Genomic DNA, 22,160 nt, shown 5'->3' on the forward strand with positions numbered 1-22,160 from the left:
TTAGCACGAACCCAACGTTGAAGACTAATCCTCTTCTGGATTCAACCGGGCGTAGGCTTCGTCGGCCCATGGGGAATCGGGGTTCAGCTCTAGGCATTTTTGCCAGTGGCTGGTCGCTTCGCGTTGTCGTCCCAGTTCGTCCAGGGTTCGGGCCAGGTGATAGTGGGCATCGCAGTAGCCGTCGTATACCTCGATCGCATCCCGTAAGGCCGAGACCGCTTCGACCAGCTGCCCTGTTTCGGCTAGCACGCAGCCGAGATTGGCCCTGGCTTCGATCATGTCAGGATCGAGTTCAATCGCAGTGTGATAACGCTCGACGGCCCCATCGAAGTGGCCGGCCCGGTAAAGCAACTCTGCCAGACGAAATGAACGCTCGGCGCTGGCCCCGCCGATTGTCAGCGAGGACCTCAGGCAGCGGATCGCTTCTTCTAACTGCTCGTCATCTTCGTAATCGGCGGCCCGGGTATCCCACTGCTCGGCGGTCTCTGGCTCGTCACTTCCAGGATCGACGATATTAAACACATCCGAAAAGTCGTCGTCGCGATCGAAATCGAAACGCATCTGGCCGCCTGGCTCGACAAGCCCTTCCCCCTGCCGCAGCAGAATGTCTCGGCCTTCGACCATCACCGAGAGCTGCACCAGAGGCCGTTGCACGTCGGGCAGATACTCGGAAATCGCCGAGAGCTGACGCTCGATCCGATCAGGGGACAAGCCTGAGGCCAGCATCGCGGCCAACTGTTTGGCCGTGGCGACTTCGCGGTAGTCAAAGTAGGGCAGGCTCCGAACCTGGCGGGCCGGGACAATCAGTCCGCGACGATGCCAGCGACGAATAATGGATTTAGAGACCCCCAACAGGTCCGATAGCATCGCAGGCGTATAAAGCCGATGCAGCTTTTGATGGGGTTCGATCAGCCCGAGCCACTGCCAGAGGGTCGTTTCGCTAATGAATTTTAGATCGCCAGCGGCCGCTTTATCTTGCAGCTCGACGGTAACGCCTTGATCGCCGAGACTGCTAAGATCATTCTCGCCAAAGACGATGACATCGACTCGCTGGTCGACTTTTTCACTGGGGGTAGCGTCGGCTTTACGCAAGGCCGTAAAGACCTCGCGCCGCGTCATTCCGGCCAGTTTGCCGACAATCGCGACGCGTTTGCCCGACAGATCGCCGGCTTCGTTTCGATTGGCCCAGTCCGTTGCCACGTGCCACTATCCCAGAATGCGGGTCGACACTGCAGGCTCCCATCGCGGGAAATGCTTGAGCCAACCCTTTCGTTCTCTTCGGTTTAAGGTACTGCAACGAGGCCTGGCAGACTAGGCCTGAAAGCGCCGTAACCTTGTTTCCTCGCACAAGATCGATTACCTATGGAGGCTCTCCATTCACTTTCCTGCTCGCGAGTTAGCTATGCATCGGATCGGAATTCACGTCGTCTTATTGCTCTTCGCGTGGACGGCCAGCGCGTCGGCCGAGAACAATTACAACGTGTTGTTTATCGCAGTAGACGACCTTCGCCCAGAGTTGGGCTGCTACGGGCGATCTCCGACAGTGAGTCCCGCGCTGGATGAACTTGCCCAGGAGTCGGTCGTCTTTCGCAATCATTTCGTCCAAGTCCCCACTTGTGGTGCCTCGCGTTATGCCTTGCTTACCGGACGCAGCCCCGGCAAGACCGGCGCGTTAGGGAACGAAGCGCTGTATCGCGGTAAAGTGGCCTTATCCTCCCAACAATTGCCGGGGGCACAGTCACTGACAGAGATGTTTCGACGTAGCGGCTATCACACGACACTGATCGGCAAGATCTCGCACACGGCCGACGGCAAGGTGTACGCTTACAATGGTCAAGGAGACGGGCGAGACGAAGTGCCACATGCCTGGGATGAGCTGGCGACCCCCTATGGCCCGTGGAAGCGTGGCTGGGGGATCTTCTTCGCCTATGCCAACGGAAAACACCGCGAGGACGGGGACGGGCATCTAGACCTGATGGAGTTCACCGCCGAGCAGGACAACCAATTGCCGGACGGCATGCTAGCCGAAACGGCGATTGAAAAGCTGCAAGCCTACGGCAAAAGTGGCGAGCGTTTCTTTATGGGACTGGGGTTCTTTAAGCCCCATCTTCCTTTCGTGGCGACCAGGCAGGACTGGGAGGCAGTCGATTCGATGGACATTCAACCGGTACCTCACGGCACCAAACCCGAGACCGCCTATTGGCATTCGTCCGGCGAGTTCTACAAGTACAAAACCGAGTACCCCAAGACCAACCCGTTAGCCAAGGAAGACCAGATCACCGCTCGCAAAGCGTATCTGGCCTGCGTTCGCTATACCGATCGTCAAATCGGCAAGGTCTTAGCAGGGCTGAAAGAAAGCGGCCTGGAGGATTCGACGATCGTTGTTGTGTGGGGCGATCATGGTTGGCAGTTGGGCGAAAGTGCGTTGTGGGCCAAGCACGTTTCGCACGAACGCGCCCTAAACAGCCCTCTGCTGATCAAGGTGCCTGGTGTTACGAGCCAGGGACGGATGACCTCGGCACTCGCGGAAACGCTCGACATTTACCCGACACTCGTGCAGCTGTGCGATCCGAAGTTTCAACAGACCGAGTACCCGCTCGACGGCGTGAGTCTGGCTTCGATTCTAAACGGAACCTCCGATAAGGTTCGTGACATCGCCGTGAGCTACTGGCGGAACAATCAAGTCAGTATTCGCGACGATCAGCATCGGCTTATCGTGCAGATGCAAAAGGGAACCCCACACAAGATGGAACTGTACGACGTTCGCGATACGCCAGACCCGCTTAAGAACTTAGCGAAAGAGAAACCGGATGTTGTCTCGAAATTAATTCAATCCATGCAGGATGCCTCGCCGAAATGAAGTTACCTATTGATCTGCAGTTCCTGAGACGCCCGTTCGAGCGCCGCACGCCCCCGGGCTCGGCACCTGGGACGGCGGCAAAACCGGAAGAGGAAGTCGCCAGCCGCATGCACCTCGTTGCGTTCGGTCCCGAGGACTTCCAGGAAACGGTGATCGAGAATGCCGCCGAGGTTCGCGAATACCTCGGCAGCTACGACGTGACATGGATTCATGTGCATGGGCTGGGCAATACGGCGCAGCTACGGCAACTAGCCGATATGTTCGATCTGCACCCACTGGTATACGAAGATATCCTACATCCGCATCAGCGAGCCAAAGCCGAGGAATACGGCGACTACGCGTTCATTGTCGTGCGCATGGTAGAGCTAGAACCTCATTTAGATACGCGGCAGTTGAGCATGGTGGTGGGTGACAATTTCGTGCTGAGCATCGAGGAAGCCAGTAGCCAGGATCGACTGGAACCGGTACGCGAACGTCTACGAAAACGCGTCGGCCGCATTCGGCAGATGAATTCGGATTATCTCTCTTATGCGTTGATGGACTCGGTCATCGATCACTATTTTCCCGTAGTCGAATCATTTGGTGATCGGCTCGATACGCTCGACGATCCGCTGGCCGCCGGGTACACCAACGACATTATTCCCCAGATTCAGAAAATCAGTAGCGACCTGTTAACCATTCGCCGCAACTTGCTTCCGCACCGGGAAGCGATTCGCAATATGATGGGGGCCCGCTTCACGCGGTATACCGATAACACGACAGTCTTCCTGCGCGATGCGGACGACCATACGTCGCAGCTTCTCGACGCGATCGATGCGTACCGCCAGATTTGCTCGGACATGCGCGATTTCCACTTCGCGTTGACCAGTCAGCGAGCCAACGAGGTGACCAAGACACTGACAATTATTGCCACGGTTTTCATTCCGCTAAGCTTTATCGCAGGCGTTTACGGGATGAATTTTAATGATATGCCGGGACTCAAATGGGAGTGGGGCTACGAATTCGCTTGGCTCATGATGATCAGCATTGCCGGGGGAATGCTCGCATGGTTCTACAATCGCGGCTGGTTTAAGGGATAAGCTGCCCAAGCGAACCCATAGATAGCAGGGGAGCGTCCATTAAATCCGAGTTAATCTGCTGTCCGGTCCACTTTTTACGCGTAAGACATAGGGTTGAATTTGGGTTCACCTCTGTTGAGGGGGGTGAAAACTGATTAATCTGGGACGAGTCCTCGTCTTCGCGCAATGGGTTGCGGTAGACTGGCAGTAGCTCATCTGACGGCGAAAACGTATGAAGGCCGCACTTGCAAGGATAGAAAAGCTCCTCGATGGTAGCTCCGTGGAACACCGAGGCGATCGACTCGCAATTTAAAGTCGTGACGCCCGAAAACATCGCGTTCAACTACCAGGTCGGCGGACCATTCCGTCGCTTGCTTGCTTTTCTATTGGATCTGGCCATTCGCGGAGCTGTCATCCTAGCCTTCTTCCTCGCGCTGAGCATTGCCGGTCTGGGCAGCGCGTTCGCTAATGCGGGCCTCGAAGACCTGATGTTCGCCTTGATGACCTTGGCGGCATTTTTCTTCAATTGGTTCTACATGGCCGCGTTCGAGTATTGGTGGAACGGCACGACGCCGGGCAAGTGGCTGTTAAATCTGCGCGTGACTACCGACGAAGGCGAACCGATCAATCTATTTCAATCCGCCGTACGGAACTTGTTTCGGTATGTCGACATGTGGCCGATGGTACCGCTTCCCTTTGCCGTGATGCGCGAAGAGATGACGCCGGAGCCGATTGTGGTTACGTTTCTGTTCGCATTGATTGTCCCGATTTTCAATCAACGCTTTCAACGTATTGGCGATCTAATCGCTGGCACGATGGTCGTGATCGAGGACCGTTCGTGGCTGATGAAAATTGCCAAGATCGAAGACGATCGGGCACGATTGCTGGCCGACTACATACCTCCTAACTTCGTGGCTCCGCGCAGTATGGTCAAAGCGGTGGCCACGTATGTCGAGCGCAGGCGTTACTTCACGACCGCGCGACGACGCGAGATCGCTCGGCACTTAGCTGAACCACTGCTAGACCAGTTTGGCCTGCCGGCCGATACCAGCTACGATTTACTGCTCTGTGCGTTGTATTATCGAACGTTCCTGTCGAAGCAGTCGGTCGACGGCACCAAGGATGATGCCCAGCTTTTGGAGAACCCTACTCAACGCCCCCAAGATTATTCCGCCGCCGCAAATCCCGTGAACCGAAGTGAAACCGAAATAGAGGAAGCCCGCCGGTGAAAGTTGCTCAACTGATTGAAAAACGACGCGTCTATTGGCAAGAGCTAGAGAATCTCTGCGCTCAGATGGCCAACTCGCGCAAGAAATCGATCGGGGCCCGCAACATCGCTCGGTTTGCGATGCTGTACCGAGCAGCCTGTGCCGATCTGGCCCTGGCCGACAGCTATCAGTTGCCACCCAACATTGTCGATTACCTGCACAAACTGGTGGGTCGCGCCCATGGTCAACTCTACCGCAGCCGCCGCGTCGATTGGTCGAAGATCGGGGACATTCTCTTTCGACAAATCCCCCGCGAGATTTTTCAGGATCGGTGCGTTCAGTTGACGTTCTGGCTGTTTTGGATGGTCTTTCTGCTGGCCGGATTTATGGCGGCCAATCCCGATCGTTTTCCCAGCTTCGCTGCCGATATCGTGGGTGCCGAAAACATCGACATGTATGAGCAGATGTACGCCGAAGCCCCCAGCTCGCGTAACAATGGCCCGACAGCTTCCGGGGCCGCGTTCTATGTGAATCACAACACCGGCATCGGCATTAAGTGCTTCGTCGTGGGGATCACGGTGATTGGTGGTGTCTGTGTGTTGCTCTATAACGCCGCCGTGCTCGGTGCGACATTCGGACACATGGCGAGCCCGAACGTTCCGGAAGAAGTCAGTGAGCATTTTTTCGAGTTCGTCACGGCCCACGGTCCCTTTGAGTTGACGGCCATTGTCCTGGCCGCCGGAGCCGGACTACGCATCGGGTTCTCACTGATCAGCCCCTACCATAAAGAAGAATCACTTCAGCCCGACGAAATACTAGAAGGGGAAGAAAGCCTCTTCGACAAGTCTCGACAGGTCGCCTATGAACGAATCGATTCGCTCCGCATGGGTGCCAAGCGAGCCCTACCGGTGATGGGCGCTTCGGCGATACTCTTCATTCTGGCGGCGATGATCGAAGCGTGGATTTCTCCTTCCCCATTGCCTGAGCAAGCAAAGCAGGTGGTGGCCATCTTTTGCAGCGGTCTGCTGATGGTCTACTTCATTGTGCTCGGCTATCCGCGAAGGGACTCCGATGCAACTGGATAAAACGCGCATTGCCATCCGCGAACGCGAACTGCTCGAGATCTACGATCTGGCGCTGATCGTGATGCGCGTCTATTGGTGGAAGATCCTCCAGGCACTGGCCATCACGGCCGTCCCGCTGACGTTGATCAACGCAGGCCTGTTATGGGTGATGGAACCGGACTTGGTTGTCAATGAAACGGCTGGGGCATTCATTTTCTACATGATTGCACTCATCTTTCTGGAAGCTCCTTTAGCCGGTCTGCCGATCACGCTTCTCTTGGGAGATGCCTTGTTTCACGATAAGCCCAACTGGCGGCGGATGTGTACCGGGCTTTGGCCTGTGATTCCCCGGATCTTTTGGATTATCGTCGTGCTTCGGGCCATCTTGCCGGGCATGCTTCTGGCCCTCGCAGGCTCCTTCGACGAAGACTTCATCGCCGGGACACTGCTGTTCTTTATTTGCTGCTATGCGGCGATCCTCCGAGGGGTCCGGCCCTATATCGGCGAGATCCTGATCTTAGAAAAGAACCCTGTGTTTTCGCGGCAGAAAGAAGTCATCACCGTCGGCCGGCGCAGTTCGGCACTGCATCAACCAAATTTTGGCGACCTGATCATCCGTGCCATGGCCTCGAGCATCAGTATCTTGCTGGCAGCTAGTATCGTCATGAATGTGTTCGGCTTACGCGGCTTCGTTTTCGGTCAATGGAATTGGAACAGCGTCTTTCTGTTCATCTGGTTTCCCCTGGCCTTGTGGCTGGTGGTCGCGTTCATGACGGTGGTCCGATTTCTGTGCTACTTAGATCTACGCATCCGCCGAGAAGGATGGGAAGTCGAACTCGTTTTGCGGGCCGAAGCAACACGCATGAAGGAGGTCGTCGGATGATGCACAGCCTTCTCAGAATTATCGGTGCCGCGTGCGTGTTGCTGTTCGCCACGCTGTTACCCCCAGCCAACGCCCAAGATTGGGATGACCTAGGAAGCGGTACCCGTTCGCTTCAAGACCCCGTCGAACAAGGCCGCGAGGCACTGGCCAACCTCCCCCAAGCGAATTGGTACGACAGCGAGTCGGACGGGGTACGCACCATTCCGGTGCCGGGAGAAACCAAGATGCCCCGCACCCAACCAGGCACCGCCAAAAAGAAAAAGCCAGCCGCCGCACCAGCGGCACCTGGTAACTGGAACATTTTTCCGAGTCTTGGCGGACTATCGCTCGGCGCGCTGCTGATGTACTCGCTCCTGATCATCGTGCTCGGCTTCATTTCTTACTTGATCTATCGGGCTATAAGCGCCGGCGGCGCAACCGCTACCAGTTCCTACGTGCCTGAGCAGTATGAGGATGAAAAGTCGCGTCAGGTCGATCGTGTCGAACATCTTCCCTTTGAAGTCAAGAAGAAGGATGGCAATCTCCTCGAAGAGGCCCGTCGTTGTTACGAGTCGGGCAATTTTAACGAGGCGATCGTTTACCTTTTCAGCTTCCAGTTGCTGGAGTTGGACAAGGGGCACATCATTCGTTTGTCCAAAGGAAAGACGAACGGTCAGTACCTGCGAGAAGCAGGCCGAAACCGCGATCTACGACAGATTTTGCAAGGCACCATGAACGCGTTCGAGGACGTCTTTTTTGGCAATCGCGAATTGACACGCGATCGTTTCGAGCGCTGCTGGAATCAGCTTTCGCAGTTTAATCAGCATCTAGCGGGAGGTAGTGTATGAACCACATCCGTTCTTCCCGATCGATCGTCGCGTTGTTGCTGTTGGCCTGTGTGGTCGTGTTCGGCTGCGGCCAGCCGAGCGACAAGCTTCAAACGGCCTACGGCAAACGCACCGGAAATGGAGCTGGAAGCGTCAACGGCACCAAGGCTTTTTCCGAGATGTTCCGCGAGGCCGGCTACTACGTCCGCAGCTACGGTGTCGTCTCGCCGAGCTTGCTACGGCACGACGTGATCGTCTGGTTCCCCAATAGCTTCGATGGCCCGACGCCAGAATTTCGCAATACTATTTTGAATTGGCTGGACGAAGACGAAGGGCGAACGTTTGTCTACGTGGGACGTGACTTCGACGCTTCGATCGAATATTGGGGAGACGTGCTCGACAAGGTCGACCCTGCCGCAAAGCTCGATGTCATGCGTCAACGCAGCCTGGCGATTGAGTCTTTCGACCAGCTGCGGAACTATCAACCGGCGCAGGCCGACTATTATTTTTACAAGATCGAAAGAGATGCTCCGCAGCGTGTTGTCTCTTCCCTTATGGGGCCCTGGGCTGAAGGTGTCGATGCCGCCAAGACCCAGATCGAATTACGATCGCGGATGATTCCGGCCGACGAAGACTCGATCTACGATAGCTTCGATCCGATCGACGAAGACGATTCTTTACCGATTCATTTGGTGGAAGATCCCGAGGTCCTCCTCGGCACCGGCAAGGAAACGCTCGTCGCCCGGTTGGGTAGCGATTACAGCGACAATCAAATCATTTTAGTCAACAACGGTTCATTTCTGTTGAACCTTCCGTTGGTCAATCCCGAGCACCGCAAGTTGGCTGCCAAGCTAGTCAACCAGTGCGATCAGCCTTATTATGCCCCCGACAGTGTGGCCTTCCTGGAAACAGAAGGGGGCGTACGTATCATGAATGCGGACCAGTCCACCGACGGAAACAGCGGGTGGGAGTGGCTCTCAAAATGGCCGCTGAATTTGGTCGGCCTACAGATGGCCTGGTGGCTGATTGTGCTCTGCTTTGCGTTGTACCCCATTTTTGGCCGCGCCAAGCGGTTGCCATCGGCCGAGACATCCGACTTCAAGAAGCACATCGATTCCGTGGGCGACCTGCTGCAAGCAACCGATGACCACGGTTATGCTCAGCTACGCGTTCAGCAATATCATCAAGTCATGAAAGGAGACGCTGTCTACCGTCGGTCGAAGGTACGTCGAGGAGACGGGAAATAAGCCCTGCTCTCAATCGAGAAACCCCAGACACGAATTAACCAGGCGGCGTGCATTACGATAAGCGAGCATCCATGAGTAGTTCCACCCCAGAGATTATCGAGTTTCCTTGTAGCAGCTGCGGCAAAAGATTGCGTGTTGGCCTGGAAGCTGTTGGCAAGAAGGCACGCTGTCCACAGTGCGACAACGTGCAGGTCGTTCCCGCTGCAAGCGAAGCCAGCGGCACGAACCCACCAGCGCAGCAGTCGCCAGCCGAACAGCCGTTGACAGCGACTCCAGCAGAAGCAGAAAAGCCGAGTGGCACCTTAGGGGACGACTTGTTCTCTGGCAGCGGCCAACCCGGTTTGCCGCCCCTTTCGGAACAACCACCGGCTCAGGCAACGACACTGCCTGATGCCCCGGCCCAACCAATTCGCTCAACCACCACCTCTCTGCAAGGTCATCACACCGACGATTCGGCATTCTCCGAGACGCGCGACCTTTTCCAGAGCATCACCAACGAGATCTCGAAGATCTATGTCGGGCAGGAAGAGTTGGTCCTCGGTACGTTGGTCGCATTGTTCAGTGGTGGACACGTGTTGATCGAAAGTGCTCCAGGGCTCGGCAAGACTCTCTTTGTGCGAACCCTCGGCAGAGTACTGGGGTGCGACTTCGGTCGTGTGCAGTTCACCGCCGACCTGATGCCCTCGGACATCACCGGTGCTCCCTTCTTTGACATGAAGTCGAACGAGTTCCGCTTCCGCCCTGGTCCGATCTTCACGCAACTGCTGTTGGCCGACGAAATCAACCGTTCGCCTGCCAAGACGCACGCGGCACTTTTGGAAGTAATGCAGGAGTTCCGCGTAACCATCGATGGGACGAGCCACAAGATTGATCGCCCCTTTTTAGTCATGGCCACGCAAAACCCGATTGAGTCGGAAGGAACTTACAACCTACCGGAAGCCCAGCTCGACCGCTTCATGTTCAAGCTGAATCTCGACTACCCCAGCGAGTTGGAAGAAGCGGAAATCTTGAAGCAGCACAGCCAGCAGGTCGACATCAACAAGCGACTTGATGAAGAGCTGCAAGTGCTCACGTCACCAGCGAAGATCATGGAAGTCACCCGGCAAAACGGGGACGTGCTCATCGCCGACAAGCTTATTGACTACATCAACCAAATCGTACGACTGACGCGCAAGTGGCCGCAATTCCACTTGGGGGCATCTCCCCGAGCCGGAATCACATTGATGCAAGGAGCCCGCACCTTGGCTGCTTTCAATGGTCGTGACTATGCGGTGCCAGACGACGTGGTTCAGATTGCCTTGCCGGCCCTGCGACACCGTATTGTCCTTTCCGCCGAAGCCGAAGTGGAAGGACACACGACCGACGAACTACTGACTGAACTGATCCGCACGATCGAGGTGCCGCGTCTGTGATCTCGATCTTGCAAGACTTCTTCGTTGGGCTGTGGAGTAACGTCCTCAGCCAGCCCATGATGCAATTGCTGGCCATGGTTATCCCCTTGGCCATCTTTGCGCGTTGGATGCGGACCACGCCCACCATCTGGCTGGCCCTGGCCTTCGCAGCGCTCATGCCGGTGCCGGTGATTGCCATCCTTTTGGCCGACGCCGGCAGCCTGATGGGGCCCATCCTGTTCCTGCTGGTCGTGGCCCTAGCGGTAGGTATCTTTTCGTTGGTACAGTTTCTCGCGCACTCGCTCGACTGGAAGCGTTTTCAACTCTCGTTGGTGCCCTTTTCCTCGCACGTATGGTTGGGGATCACGTTTGTCGCGGCGCTGGCCATCTGCGTGCTGGTTACGTTCGCCACCGTTGGAAATTCGCTCGTGTGGGTTGCCTGGACGCTATTCGGTTTGAATGTCGCGATTGCGGCGATCGCCGTGATCGACATCACGAGCTTGCCAAGCGCGAAACACTTTTCGGTGGAACGCGATACCAGCCGGATTGCTTCGCTGCTGAAGAAACAAAAAGTGGTCCTGACTATCACCTACAAGGGCCCCCGCTATCTTCATTTGTCGGTTCGCGATGACGTCCCTCAGCAGTTCCAGGCCGTCCCCGAAGAGTTCAACATGGATGTCGAACCGCGCAGCCGCACAACGGTGCACTACGAAATGGAACCGACCAAGCGTGGGTCGTTTTCGATGGACACCGTTTTCATTCAAGTCGACAGCAAGCTTCGCTTTTGGAAGAAGATCGTCAAAGTCCCGGCGCATATTGCCATTAGTGTCTACCCCGACATGAAGCAGCTGGCCGAGTACGCGTTGCTGGCCCGCACCAATCGCTTGAGCCTGGTCGGTGTGCGACGTACCCGGAAGGTCGGCCAGGATCACGATTTCGAGCGTCTACGAGACTACACCCGCGACGACAACTACAAGCACATCGACTGGCGCAGCACGGCCAGGCGTCGTCGTTTGACGGTCCGCGAGTTTCAAACCAGCCAGAGTCAGCGGATCTTATTCATGATCGACTGCGGGCGAATGATGACCAACGAAGCAGACGGCATCAGCCTGCTCGATCATGCATTCAACGCCATGCTGATGCTCAGCTATGTCGCACTGCGGCAGGGAGACTCCGTTGGGGCGATCGCCTTCTCGGACCGGGTTCATAAGTACGTGCCGCCGAAGTCGGGCGCCAACCAGATGAATCATCTACTGCACGCCAGCTACGATCAATTCCCGCAATTGGTCGAATCACGCTATGACGAAGCATTTATGCACCTGCGGACGAACTGCCGGAAACGGTCTCTGGTCGTCCTGATTACCAACGTGATCGATGAGGTCAACTCGCATCAGATCGAGCAGTATTTGACAACGCTCGTAGGTCGGCATTTGCCGCTGGGGGTTCTGCTGCGGGACCATCGCTTGTTCGATGCAGCCGAGAACGAAAAGCCGTATGGAGCCGAGTTATTCCGAGCTGCAGCCGCCGCCGAGATTCTCACCTGGCGGCATCACGTCCTAACCGATCTCAGCCACAAAGGGGTCTTGGCTTTAGATGTCTTCCCGGAAGACCTCACCGCCAACCTGGTCAACCAGTACCTCGAGATCAAAGCGCGGCATTTGCTTTAAACGGCTACCGGTGCATGGTCCGTTGATCGGCCTGAATACTCTTAGCAACGGACCAACCGCGGAAGCCTTGCCCGCGATAGATGGTCACGGCATGTTTGCGGTCGGGACCGACTTCAACTTCCACATTTTCTAGTGGCTCGATCGATTGAAACGCGAGCCGCAGCGGTAGCGGGATCTCTTCGCCTTGGTGCGTGACCAGCAGAAAGTCCTGACTTTCGGTCTCTTCGGGGCCACCCCAAACGTCGTACTGCGAAAGCGGAAACTGGTTGTCTCCCCACAGGTAAACTTTCGGATGCTGTGGCATATAGAACGCCAGTTCCGAGGCAACCGCGCGGCCAGCGGTCACGATCATGGCCTGTGATTGGGCATCGTGGGTTTCTAAACGATTGCCGACCTGGTTGCCGAGTTCTTCCCAGCCTCGCAGCCGGACCAGCACATCGACTTTGCTTCCATTGAGCCCCAAAAGCGGCAATGCTAGCGGCATCGCGTAGGTGCCGGCCAGAAAGATCGCCCCAACGGTGGCCGCATAACGCAGCCGCCATTCAGCCGGTTTTAGAAACAAGCTGGGTAGAGGAACATGACCTAGTGCCCAAGCAGCAACCAATATAATCCCGGCACTGAAAAAAGGAGCGGGCCAATTTAGCTCCAAACGCTGCTTCATGCTCAATCCAAGCACCAGTAGCATGGGCAGTGCACTCAAGCAAAGTAGGTAACGTTCGCGACGCCCGAGCGTGCGAAACGCGAATAAACCGAATGCCGTCACGCAGCCGAACAGAAAGAAGGTTACCGGCGATACGACGCCGAACAATCCGCCGACGAATTCGAGCGAAATCACCATACGACGGAGTATCGATACCGGTTCGCCCTGGAAGTGTTCGCTGGTGTGATGCAGTGTGACCCAGTCGTGTTGGTAGTTCCAATAGAAGACCGGTGCGAGAAACATCAGGGCACCGAACGCACAGACATAAAGCGTCGGGCGCAACGCTTCGTGCCGGTCTTCTCTTGAAAGCAGGACGAACAAACCTCCAAAGACCAACATGCCAGCCATCGATTGCTTGGTCAAAAGCCCCAGGCCAATCACGACCGTCGTGGCCACCAACCACTTCCAACGATCTTCGCCTCGTTCCAACAGTCGCCAGAAGCAGTACATGGCGACGCTCCAGAAGAAGAGGAACGGCGCATCGATGGTCATCAACAGGCTCATCGCTGCGTTACCAGGCGTCATCGCTGCAAGCAGCATCGCCCAGAAACCAACTTTCGCGTCGTACATCCGGCGAGCCAGCAAAAAGACAAACGCGAGACCACCGGTCCCCAGTAGCGTGGCCGGTAAACGAACCGCAAACTCGTGATCGCCCAATAACCGCGTCGACAGACCAATGATCCAGGCAATCATCGGGGGCTTACTGAAGTAGCCGTAATCCAACTGCCGCGACCAATCCCAGTAATAGGCTTCGTCGTGGACCAGGTCGAATGGATCGAGCGCGAGATAAACAATTCGAAACAACCCCAGGCCCAATAGCAGCCAAATCGCTCGGTATGTCCAAAAGGAAGAATCGTCTGGATTGGCCTTCCTGGCCTCAAGAGATGTATTCATGCGTTTGTTGCTAGTTCCGATTCACTCGCCAAATGAGTGTAGCGCCAATCGATATCAACGCAGCGTTAGCGATCCACACCGGAGCCGCGCCAAAGGTTCCATCCCGGGCCGTCTGTTCACCAATGACCAGCAGGGGATAATACACCAACAAAATAGGCAGGAAGCAGGAAAAGAAGGTCGAAACGTTGTCTGACGATCTTCTCCAGATAGCGACCGGAATGCCCATGCAGACAAAACAAAAGACACCAAACCCGTTGGCTAAGCGTCGCTGCCGCTCGGCCTGCAGGCGAAACAATCGCTTTTGATGATGATCGAAGTGATTCTGGGCATCGCCGAGAAGTTCGGCATCGGTGCTCTCGGTCGAATCTGCCAGTCTTACTTTGGCTTCCTCAAGGATTGCCTTCTCTCGATCGATCTGTAGAGGAATCGCCTTCAAGGTCAGGTTGGCCGGAGACGCATTGTCTTCGTTCAGTTCAATCGAATTCAAATGGTCGAGATAAATGACACGCTCGTCCGGGAATTCGAATTTTCCTTCGTCCCCAAATTCGACCGTCCCGTCTCGACAAATCAGTTGCAAAATGCCGCTTTTGGGGTCGGTCTTCAGTTCGGCTTCTTCCACTTCCAGGAAAATCGACGGCTGCGAATCGGTCGCCGCGACCTGAAATGTGGGGCTGATCAACTTACGATTTTGCACCGACTTCACCGTCACCGAGAAGCCAGACATCTTGAAATTGCGCTGCGTCCGCAGCACGCCATAGACAGTATCGTCTAACGATTCGGCAACCACGCGGTGCAAATTTGGCCGCGACCAGGCCGCACACGCATCGTACATCCAGAAGGTAAAGAAACTAAGGAAGTACGCCAGCGTGAGCACCGGCCACATTAGTTCCATTGGATTGATGCCGGCCGACTTGATCGCCGTAATTTCGTTCGACGCGGCCATTCTTCCGTAGGCTGTACAAACAGCGAAGAGCATGCACCCGGGAATCGTATAACGCAGCATCTCGGGAATGAAGTAGGGCAGCATGTTCAGGATCACCCCAGGAGGCAATCCTTTCTTAAGCCCTTCGTTCACACCGCCACCGACGGTCATCAGGAGCACGGTGATTCCGAGGCAGAGCAGGAAGACCTTGGTGATCTCCCACAATACATACCTCTGGATCGTTGTCATGAGAAATCTTGTGTTTAACTTAAGCGGCGGAACTTTTACGAACTTCTTCGACGTTGTCTTTCACGCCCTCACGTGAAAACGGCACCGTTTCTGCCGTCGCAAGAGCTGAGATATCCGGCTGCTTCCAACCGTACATAGCTACGTATAAAGTGAGGCCGGTAAAGTAGACGATCGCGCCACTCCAGGCAATATCACTCAGGTAGTGCCCTCCTTCGGCAATGCGGGACCCACCCACACCGGCACCGCATGCAAACCCAACGACAAACACGCACATCGCCGCATTTGGGTTCTTTCGAAGCAACAGAAACGCTGGAATCAGAAACACGAATCCCATCGAAGCATGACCGCTGGGGAACGACTTGGCCATCTCATACGGGCCAATTGTTCCAGGCGGAACGTAGTTGTACGCACCACCGAAGACAACCGTATCGCACGGACGCGGACGTCCCCAGTTGGGCTTCAAAACAGTGTTGATCAATATCCCGGGACCAATCACGATTGCTAGCGAGCAGAACAACGCTTCTTTTCTCCAACTTCGCAGCGAAGTGAAGAGATAACTGCCCAGCCATACGGCCACGCTTCCCACGCCAAAGATGATCGCGGGAATTGGCCCGTAGTCGTAAATCAGGTTCGCCAAAAGTGTTTCGCCATAAGGAAACGGATCTCCCTGGGCACTGAAGAACTGATGCGTTGTCAGCAGATCGAGCTGTGTCAGATAACAGAGCCCTGTCAGCGTTACCAGCAATAAGAGCGGCACGACGGCCATCCAAATCAGGGTTAGCTGAAAAGAATGACTGCGCGGCCGATGTTGAGTTTGTTCCGAGTCAGGCATGGTCGACAAGTCCGCGGCCGATCGCGAGTGAGGCAGAATAGAATCCGTCTTCGTTTTCTGCATCGACGATCAGGCTCGAGGTGTTGAATGGATCTCCTTCGGATTTCCGCATCGCCCGCGGCGAAACCTGCGTCCGAATTTTGTAGCAAGGGGTACTACTACCCGAGATGAGGTATCCAATGCAAGACACATCTGCAGTCTTAGCACTCTAGCAACGTCTAGGCGATCAGGTTGTAAAGAAACAGACCCAAGCCTGCTAGCGAGATGGCAACTCCGATACCTCGCGACACCTGGGAGGTCGGTTCGACCCAGTGCCCGATCCAAATCCCAAGCCCCAACAGCAAAGTAGTGCCAAGCAAAAGACCAAACATAAATGCCAGCGGTAGCGACCCCGCCATGTTTTCTGCCCCATGGACGTAGCCATGAAAAATCCCGAAAAGGGCCACCGCGACTGCTAGCAAGAGTTCGGGATATCTTTGTCCGACAATCAGGGCCACACCTAACAGGATGACCGATATCGCCACGATCGGCTCTGCCCAAGGAAGCCAGATCCCACTTCCATGGAGCCCTGCCCCGGCCATCAAGCTGCTGAGAAAGACGATGGGAACTGCGATGATCGACCCTTTCTCGACATGCACCACTAGCATCCCAATAGCAAGCGTCGCCAGCAGGTGATCGATACCAAACCAGGGATGCAAGAGGCCTTCAAGAAACGTGTTCCCGCTCGGCAAGCCGCTGGCGGGACCTGCCCATGCTTGGCGGACCAGCACCAGGCCGAACAGGATGGCCCCGATATATCGGGCAAAGCTCATGGGGTGTTCTCGATTTGAGGAAGTGAGAAGGCCACCCATGTTATCGGCTATTCGCCACCCAAAAGTTTGCGAACTGCTGCTTGCACGTCGTCCTGCCGCATTAGGCTCTCGCCAACCAGAACGGCATCGACATCGTTCTCTTGCAGTAAACGAAGATCATCGTGCGAGAAAATGCCACTTTCTCCGACAAGCACACACTCGTTGGGGATTTGTCGACCCAGGCGAATTGTATGATTCAGATCGACGTCAAAGGTCCGCAGATCGCGATTATTGATCCCAATCAACTTGGCACCAATCTCTAGCACACGCGATACATTCGACTCGTCGTAAAGCTCGACCAACGGCGTCATGCCCAGTTCGCAAATCTGATCGTGCAACGACTTGAGTGCATCGTCGTTCAAACATTCAGCGATCAACAGCACCGCATCGGCACCTGCCGCCCTGGCTTCCACGACCTGGTAAGAATCGAGCACGAAGTCTTTCCGCAAGACCGGTAAGCCGACTTCGCTACGAATGGCAATCAGGTAATCCAGATGCCCTTGAAAGAACGATTCGTCGGTCAAACAGCTAATGCACGCAGCACCGGCAGCTTCGTAGTCCTTCGCGATTTGCACCGGATGAAAGTCAGGGCGAATCAATCCCTTGGAAGGACTTGCCTTCTTGACTTCGGCAATCAGCTTGACGGGACCTTCCGCCGAAAGAGCCCCCAGAAAGTCGCGAGGAGAGGGCGCGTCGGCCAGCCGGGCTTCGACTTCGGCGAGCGGGCGAACCGACTTCGCCGCGGCAATCTCTTCCCACTTTTTCGTGACGATCTTATCGAGGACAGTCGGCTCAGCCATGTTCTTCTTTTTGTGGCAGATTAATGTCGGAAGTGACGGACACCAGCAAAGATCATCGGCAGCTTGTGCTCGTTGCAAGCGTCGATCACTTCCTGATCACGCTTCGAGCCGCCTGGCTGAATGAATGCCTGGACGCCGGCTTTGGCGGCCTGGTGAATCGAATCAGGGAACGGGAAGAATGCGTCACTTGCCAGCACGCTGCCTGGTGCGCGGTCGCCGGCTTTCTCGATCGAGATTTGGACCGAGTCGACCCGACTCATTTGCCCTGCTCCGGCGCCTACCAAGGCGCGATCCTTGCACAAGACGATCGCGTTCGATTTAACGAACCGGCAAATCTCCCAGGCAAAAAGCAGTTCCTGCTTCATCGAGTCGTCGACCTGGGCTTCGGTCACAACTTGCCAGGTGCTGGGATCATCTTGGGCGAAGTCGGTGTTTTGCACGAGCAGTCCCCCTTCGATCCAACGCGATTGGAATTCCGGTCGCTGACCTTCCAGCGGCCCGACTTCCATCAAGCGAACGTTGCTCTTCCACTTAGGCTTGGTAGTCAGGATTTCAACCGCTTCTCTTGAGAAACTGGGGGCGGCAATCGCTTCAACAAACAAGCCAGGCTGCGAGAGGTACTCGGCCGTGGCCGCATCGACTTCCCGGTTCATGCCGATCACGCTTCCAAACGCACTGAGCGGGTCCCCCAGCATGGCCTTCTCGCAGGCCTGGGCCAGCGTCGACGCCGAGGCCGCTCCACAAGGATTGTTGTGCTTGATCACCGAGACAGCTACATCCGGAAGACCGCGGGCAATGGCCAGGGCGCTGTCGAGGTCGAGCAAGTTGTTGTACGAAAGTTCTTTGCCGTTGAGTTGCTTCGCATCGACCAGCGAAGCGCCGGCAAACTTAGGCACCGCGTACACGGCACCCTGCTGATGCGGGTTCTCGCCGTAACGCAGCACGGCCTTGCGCTGAAACGACTGACGCAGTGTTTCCGGGAAGGCGTTCTCGTCATCCTTCTCGAAGTAGTTGGCGATCGCCGCATCGTAGGCTGCCGTATGAGCAAAAGCGGCGGCGGCCAGTTGGCGACGCAGTCCGAGCGAAGTCTTACCACCACTTTTCAATTCGGCCAGAATCTCGGGGTACTGACTCGGCTTACAGGCAATCGTGGTGAACGCATGATTCTTCGCAGCGGCACGTACCAGGCTCGGCCCGCCAATATCGATTTGCTCGATTGCCTGGGCGTCGGTGACCCCTTGCTTAGCGATCGTTTCCTCGAAGGGATACAAGTTCACCACGACCAGCGGAATGGCAAAGATACCGTGCTCACCGATGGCACTCATGTCGTCTTCGCGATCATGTCGGCACAGAATTCCGCCGAAGATCTTCGGATGCAGGGTCTTCAGCCGGCCATCCATCATCTCGGGGAACTGGGTGTACTCGGTGACATCCTTGACCGGGATGCTGGCTTCTTCCAGATGCCGCCGGGTTCCACCGGTACTGTAGATGGTGACCCCAGCTTCGACCAACCCTTGGGCAAATTCGGTCAGGCCTTCCTTGTTGCTGACACTGATAATGGCATTTTGAATGACAGGGTCGAGAGACATCGCAGAACCAATCTAAATCTGTATACCAAGAACCAAGCCCAGGAGAGAAAATCAGCCCCCTTTGTAGGCTGGCGAGTAGGAAATCGTCAACCACCCGCACGCCCTCAGGGCGGTAGACCGAAGCAAATCGACCGCCCGATTGGCCAGTGCGTTGGCAAATGGCAATGGCTCGCCAATGAGAGGTTCGCTAGTCGATGGTTCCTTGCTCATCGGCCAGCATGTCGTGGATGTCTCGAACGTTGTCATTGATGGTGAAGAAGACCATCGCCACTTCCGCCGCGATACGAAAGATCACGATATAGACCAAAGTAACCGCAAGCGCGAACACGGCCCCACCTGCTGCCGAGGCGATAGTCAACGTATCGCCCGTCATGATCGCCGTCACTAGGAAGAGACCGGTTACGGCCAAGTATCCCAGAATCATTAGCCCGGATACCAGGAAGAAGAGAACTTTGATCACGGTCGGGGCGATCATCACATCGAAATTAAACAGCGAACCGAGTCCACCGGTACCTTTGCGACGCGATTTCGTTCGCCCAACCGGTGGCTCGCTGGCCTTGGGATTGGTTGCGCCATTTCTCGGTTTTGATATCGCAGGCGAAACAGCTGCCGGAGCAGAGACAGGCTCTGCCTTAGGCACGTCGATCTTCGGCGCTTCGGCCTTAGCTGCGTCCACTTTGGGGGTGTCAATCTTCGGAGCACTGACTTTGGGTGCCGCTGTCTTAGGTGCTTCTACCTTCGGCGTATCGACTTTGGGTGTTTCGAGTTTCGCTGGTTCAGCCTTTGGCGTTTCAACCTTGGGGGATTCGATCTTAGCAGCCGCCGGGGCGGGAGTTGTCTTTTTCGTCGCCGAGGCATTCCCCTTTTTGACGGGTTTGCCCCCGGCCTTTTTAGGAGTCAACACCAAAGAATCGAGCCCGGCAGGCACATCGGCAGCGGCCTTCGGTTGAGCAAGATCCGGAAAGCTCATTCCCCCGGCTTCTGCCGCCGGGGGAGCAACCGGAATCGCTTCCGGCGGGGCCGATGTTGTACCGGCTGCGGCAATCGGAGCTGCCGCGACCGGCGAGGCTGCGGGAGGCGCGACTGGGATTGCTTCCGGAGGACTTGCCGCAGTGCCATTTGGAAACAGGCCTTTCACGGTCGAAGCGGTCACCCACTCGCCGGTACCACGCCGGAGATGACTTTCGGGTTGAATCGCCCCACTACTGGCAAGCTGCTTCAAAGTTTTCGAATCAATCGGGCCTACTTCCGGCGCATCCGGATTGAACTTGTAGAAGAATTCATCGGCCATGAGGTATGATCTTTAAATTGTCACGAAGAGAAGCGCGCGGGACGAGGAAGAGTGTGGTCTTCATAATGTCTTAGTACGACCCTAATGTCAAACGCACCTGTCGTCACCGAAGAATTGATTTCTTTCCCACTTATTCAGCTGTAGGACCATTGGAATGGACGACTTTAGCAAGCTCGAACTTCCTGAGCCCAATCTCGCGGAACTCAAAACTCGCTATACCGAGATCGCGCAGGGCATTGAAGATCTCAACGGCATCGATGGCCGCGGAGAAGAGCTGTTTCAATGGCTGGAACGCTGGGACGACGTGCGCCGTGAGATCGATTCATGGTGCAATTTGACCGAAATCCGCTTCAATCAAGATACCAAAAACCCGGCCTACAAAGCCGCCATGGATCGCTTCGATGAGATCCATCCGAAGCTGACCGATCTGGATGTTCAAATCAAAAAGCTGCTCTTGGTCGAACATCGCCAAGAGAAAATCGTCGAACGTTTCGGTGCCCAGGCCGTCGCTTTGTGGCAGTGTCAGGTTCGCTCGTTCGATCCCAGCATCGAAGAGGACTTGGTCGAAGAAGCCAAACTTGTTTCCAAGTACAACGAGCTGATGGCCAGTGCGTCTTTCACTTTCCAGGGGAAGGAAACCAACCTTTCCGGTATCGTCGAATACGCCGAAGACAGCGACCGGAGCGTACGCTTTTCGGCCCTCTCGACCATGTGGGGTTGGTTCGCCGAGAACCGCGATGCGCTCGACGAGATTTACGACAAGATGGTCAAGCTTCGCGACCAACTGGCCAAGAAGCTGAAGTACGAGAACTTCGTTCAACTTGCTTACCAGCGGATGTCGCGTATCGATTACAACGAGCAAGATGTCCAACAGTATCGCCAGGAAGTGATCGACAAGATCGTTCCTCTTTGCACCGAAATTCGCAATCGGCAAGGCGAACTGCTGGGGCTCGATCCGCTGATGTACTGGGACGAAGCTATCCATGACCAAAACGGGAATCCTCGGCCACAAGGAACCTACGAGCATCAGATCGAACAAGCTCAGGCAATGTTCGACGGCATGGATCCACGTCTGGGCGAGTTCTTTCAGTTGATGCAAGATAAGAACCTGATGGACCTGAAGAACCGCCCCGGCAAAGCAGGCGGTGGGTTCTGTGCCAGTTTGCTGCAGCAGCGTGTGCCGTTCATCTTCGCCAACTTCAACGGCACACTCGGGGACGTGGAAGTCTTCACCCACGAAGTCGGTCATGCCTATCAGTGCTTTGCGAGCATGTCATTACCGCTGCTGGACAACGTGTGGCCGACCATGGAATCGTGCGAGATTCACTCGATGAGCCTCGAGTACCTGTGCTGGCCGCACATGGAGAAGTTCTTCGGCGACGCGGCCGATCGCTTCCGGAAGATTCATCTCACGTCGCGACTTCTGTTCCTGCCGTACGGCGTCGCAGTCGATCACTTTCAGCACGAAGTCTACAACCACCCAGAGATGACACCCGGCGAGCGTAACGCCAAGTGGCGTGAACTTGAAGAACTATATCTCCCGCACATGCAATTCGGCGAGCTTCCGCACTTGCCTGAAGGGGGACGCTGGCAGAAGCAACGACATATCTACATGTCGCCGTTTTACTACATCGACTACACGCTGGCTCAATGCTGTGCGTTGCAGTTCTGGGTGCGGTCCCAACAAAACTTCGATCAGGCCGTGGAAGATTACCTGGCCCTGTGCAGTCGCGGAGGAACGCTGCCGTTTCAGGAACTTGCCAAAAGTGCCGATCTGAAAAGTCCTTTCGAGCCAGGCTGCTTAAGTGAAGTGGCCGGCCAAGCCAGTAAGTTCCTTGGGCTGTAAGA

At 55.8% G+C, this 22,160-nt stretch carries 18 protein-coding genes; 10 read left to right on the forward strand and 8 right to left on the reverse strand.

Annotation, left to right across the window (positions count from 1 at the left end; genetic code table 11):
* Positions 1 to 24: 24 nt before the first annotated feature.
* Positions 25 to 1,200, reverse strand: coding sequence for a tetratricopeptide repeat protein (locus tag HOV93_RS02635; RefSeq protein WP_207394874.1), 1,176 nt, complete (start codon positions 1,198 to 1,200; stop codon positions 25 to 27).
* 202 nt (positions 1,201 to 1,402) lie between these two features.
* Between HOV93_RS02635 and HOV93_RS02640 the strand changes: the two genes are divergently transcribed.
* The 9 genes from HOV93_RS02640 (at position 1,403) to HOV93_RS02680 (ending at position 12,184) form a co-directional block, all read left to right on the forward strand.
* A complete protein-coding gene (locus HOV93_RS02640) occupies positions 1,403 to 2,860 on the forward strand; it encodes a sulfatase (RefSeq protein ID WP_207394875.1) in 1,458 nt (485 codons plus the stop codon).
* Positions 2,857 to 3,939, forward strand: coding sequence for a magnesium/cobalt transporter CorA (gene corA, locus HOV93_RS02645; RefSeq protein ID WP_207394876.1), 1,083 nt, complete (start codon positions 2,857 to 2,859; stop codon positions 3,937 to 3,939). Before HOV93_RS02640 ends, corA begins: the two co-directional genes overlap by 4 nt.
* Before the next feature lie 248 nt (positions 3,940 to 4,187).
* On the forward strand, positions 4,188 to 5,147 hold the full coding sequence (locus HOV93_RS02650) for an RDD family protein (protein ID WP_207394877.1): 960 nt from the start codon (positions 4,188 to 4,190) through the stop codon (positions 5,145 to 5,147).
* A complete protein-coding gene (locus HOV93_RS02655) occupies positions 5,144 to 6,211 on the forward strand; it encodes a stage II sporulation protein M (protein WP_207394878.1) in 1,068 nt (355 codons plus the stop codon). Before HOV93_RS02650 ends, HOV93_RS02655 begins: the two co-directional genes overlap by 4 nt.
* Positions 6,198 to 7,073 (forward strand): hypothetical protein, encoded by an 876-nt coding sequence (locus HOV93_RS02660; protein WP_207394879.1) that lies wholly within the window; start codon positions 6,198 to 6,200, stop codon positions 7,071 to 7,073. The genes HOV93_RS02655 and HOV93_RS02660 overlap by 14 nt, the downstream gene beginning before the upstream one ends.
* Positions 7,070 to 7,900: a DUF4129 domain-containing protein gene (locus HOV93_RS02665; protein WP_207394880.1), complete on the forward strand. Its 831-nt coding sequence runs from the start codon at positions 7,070 to 7,072 to the stop codon at positions 7,898 to 7,900. Before HOV93_RS02660 ends, HOV93_RS02665 begins: the two co-directional genes overlap by 4 nt.
* The gene (locus HOV93_RS02670; protein WP_207394881.1) at positions 7,897 to 9,126 is read left to right on the forward strand and encodes a DUF4350 domain-containing protein; all 1,230 of its coding nucleotides are present in this window, start codon (positions 7,897 to 7,899) and stop codon (positions 9,124 to 9,126) included. The genes HOV93_RS02665 and HOV93_RS02670 overlap by 4 nt, the downstream gene beginning before the upstream one ends.
* Positions 9,127 to 9,197: 71 nt before the next feature.
* Complete coding sequence (locus HOV93_RS02675) at positions 9,198 to 10,538, forward strand: AAA family ATPase (RefSeq protein WP_235989700.1); 1,341 nt, start codon at positions 9,198 to 9,200, stop codon at positions 10,536 to 10,538.
* The gene (locus HOV93_RS02680; RefSeq protein ID WP_315853333.1) at positions 10,535 to 12,184 is read left to right on the forward strand and encodes a DUF58 domain-containing protein; all 1,650 of its coding nucleotides are present in this window, start codon (positions 10,535 to 10,537) and stop codon (positions 12,182 to 12,184) included. The genes HOV93_RS02675 and HOV93_RS02680 overlap by 4 nt, the downstream gene beginning before the upstream one ends.
* A gap of 4 nt (positions 12,185 to 12,188) precedes the next feature.
* Here the strand turns inward: HOV93_RS02680 and HOV93_RS02685 are convergent, their stop codons facing one another.
* The 7 genes from HOV93_RS02685 to HOV93_RS02715 all read right to left on the reverse strand — a co-directional run bounded on the left by HOV93_RS02685 (position 12,189) and on the right by HOV93_RS02715 (position 20,312).
* Complete coding sequence (locus tag HOV93_RS02685; protein ID WP_207394882.1) at positions 12,189 to 13,778, reverse strand: ArnT family glycosyltransferase; 1,590 nt, start codon at positions 13,776 to 13,778, stop codon at positions 12,189 to 12,191.
* Positions 13,779 to 13,788: 10 nt separating this feature from the next.
* Positions 13,789 to 14,949 carry an LptF/LptG family permease gene (locus HOV93_RS02690; RefSeq protein WP_207394883.1) on the reverse strand — a complete coding sequence of 387 codons (1,161 nt, stop codon included), beginning with the start codon at positions 14,947 to 14,949 and terminating at the stop codon, positions 13,789 to 13,791.
* 19 nt (positions 14,950 to 14,968) lie between these two features.
* Complete coding sequence (locus HOV93_RS02695) at positions 14,969 to 15,781, reverse strand: phosphatase PAP2 family protein (protein WP_207394884.1); 813 nt, start codon at positions 15,779 to 15,781, stop codon at positions 14,969 to 14,971.
* A gap of 218 nt (positions 15,782 to 15,999) precedes the next feature.
* Positions 16,000 to 16,593, reverse strand: coding sequence for a HupE/UreJ family protein (locus HOV93_RS02700; protein ID WP_207394885.1), 594 nt, complete (start codon positions 16,591 to 16,593; stop codon positions 16,000 to 16,002).
* A gap of 47 nt (positions 16,594 to 16,640) precedes the next feature.
* Entirely contained in the window at positions 16,641 to 17,432 is a 792-nt protein-coding gene (trpC, locus tag HOV93_RS02705; protein ID WP_207394886.1) for an indole-3-glycerol phosphate synthase TrpC, read from the reverse strand.
* 20 nt (positions 17,433 to 17,452) lie between these two features.
* Positions 17,453 to 19,021, reverse strand: coding sequence for a bifunctional phosphoribosylaminoimidazolecarboxamide formyltransferase/IMP cyclohydrolase (gene purH / locus HOV93_RS02710; RefSeq protein WP_207394887.1), 1,569 nt, complete (start codon positions 19,019 to 19,021; stop codon positions 17,453 to 17,455).
* Positions 19,022 to 19,208: 187 nt separating this feature from the next.
* Entirely contained in the window at positions 19,209 to 20,312 is a 1,104-nt protein-coding gene (locus tag HOV93_RS02715; RefSeq protein ID WP_207394888.1) for a DUF4282 domain-containing protein, read from the reverse strand.
* Between the two features lie 154 nt (positions 20,313 to 20,466).
* Between HOV93_RS02715 and HOV93_RS02720 the strand changes: the two genes are divergently transcribed.
* The gene (locus HOV93_RS02720) at positions 20,467 to 22,158 is read left to right on the forward strand and encodes a M3 family oligoendopeptidase (protein ID WP_207394889.1); all 1,692 of its coding nucleotides are present in this window, start codon (positions 20,467 to 20,469) and stop codon (positions 22,156 to 22,158) included.
* Positions 22,159 to 22,160: the final 2 nt, after the last annotated feature.

The organism is Bremerella alba (assembly GCF_013618625.1).
Taxonomy (GTDB): domain Bacteria; phylum Planctomycetota; class Planctomycetia; order Pirellulales; family Pirellulaceae; genus Bremerella; species Bremerella alba.

Coding starts and splice junctions, on each gene's coding strand:
- HOV93_RS02640 (WP_207394875.1), top strand. CDS start 1,403: ATGCATCGGATCGGAATTCACGTCGTCTTATTGCTCTTCGCGTGGACG.
- corA (WP_207394876.1), top strand. CDS start 2,857: ATGAAGTTACCTATTGATCTGCAGTTCCTGAGACGCCCGTTCGAGCGC.
- HOV93_RS02650 (WP_207394877.1), top strand. CDS start 4,188: ATGGTAGCTCCGTGGAACACCGAGGCGATCGACTCGCAATTTAAAGTC.
- HOV93_RS02660 (WP_207394879.1), top strand. CDS start 6,198: ATGCAACTGGATAAAACGCGCATTGCCATCCGCGAACGCGAACTGCTC.
- HOV93_RS02665 (WP_207394880.1), top strand. CDS start 7,070: ATGATGCACAGCCTTCTCAGAATTATCGGTGCCGCGTGCGTGTTGCTG.
- HOV93_RS02670 (WP_207394881.1), top strand. CDS start 7,897: ATGAACCACATCCGTTCTTCCCGATCGATCGTCGCGTTGTTGCTGTTG.
- HOV93_RS02675 (WP_235989700.1), top strand. CDS start 9,198: ATGAGTAGTTCCACCCCAGAGATTATCGAGTTTCCTTGTAGCAGCTGC.
- HOV93_RS02685 (WP_207394882.1), bottom strand. CDS start 13,778: ATGAATACATCTCTTGAGGCCAGGAAGGCCAATCCAGACGATTCTTCC.
- HOV93_RS02690 (WP_207394883.1), bottom strand. CDS start 14,949: ATGACAACGATCCAGAGGTATGTATTGTGGGAGATCACCAAGGTCTTC.
- HOV93_RS02695 (WP_207394884.1), bottom strand. CDS start 15,781: ATGCCTGACTCGGAACAAACTCAACATCGGCCGCGCAGTCATTCTTTT.
- HOV93_RS02700 (WP_207394885.1), bottom strand. CDS start 16,593: ATGAGCTTTGCCCGATATATCGGGGCCATCCTGTTCGGCCTGGTGCTG.
- trpC (WP_207394886.1), bottom strand. CDS start 17,432: ATGGCTGAGCCGACTGTCCTCGATAAGATCGTCACGAAAAAGTGGGAA.
- purH (WP_207394887.1), bottom strand. CDS start 19,021: ATGTCTCTCGACCCTGTCATTCAAAATGCCATTATCAGTGTCAGCAAC.
- HOV93_RS02715 (WP_207394888.1), bottom strand. CDS start 20,312: ATGGCCGATGAATTCTTCTACAAGTTCAATCCGGATGCGCCGGAAGTA.
- HOV93_RS02720 (WP_207394889.1), top strand. CDS start 20,467: ATGGACGACTTTAGCAAGCTCGAACTTCCTGAGCCCAATCTCGCGGAA.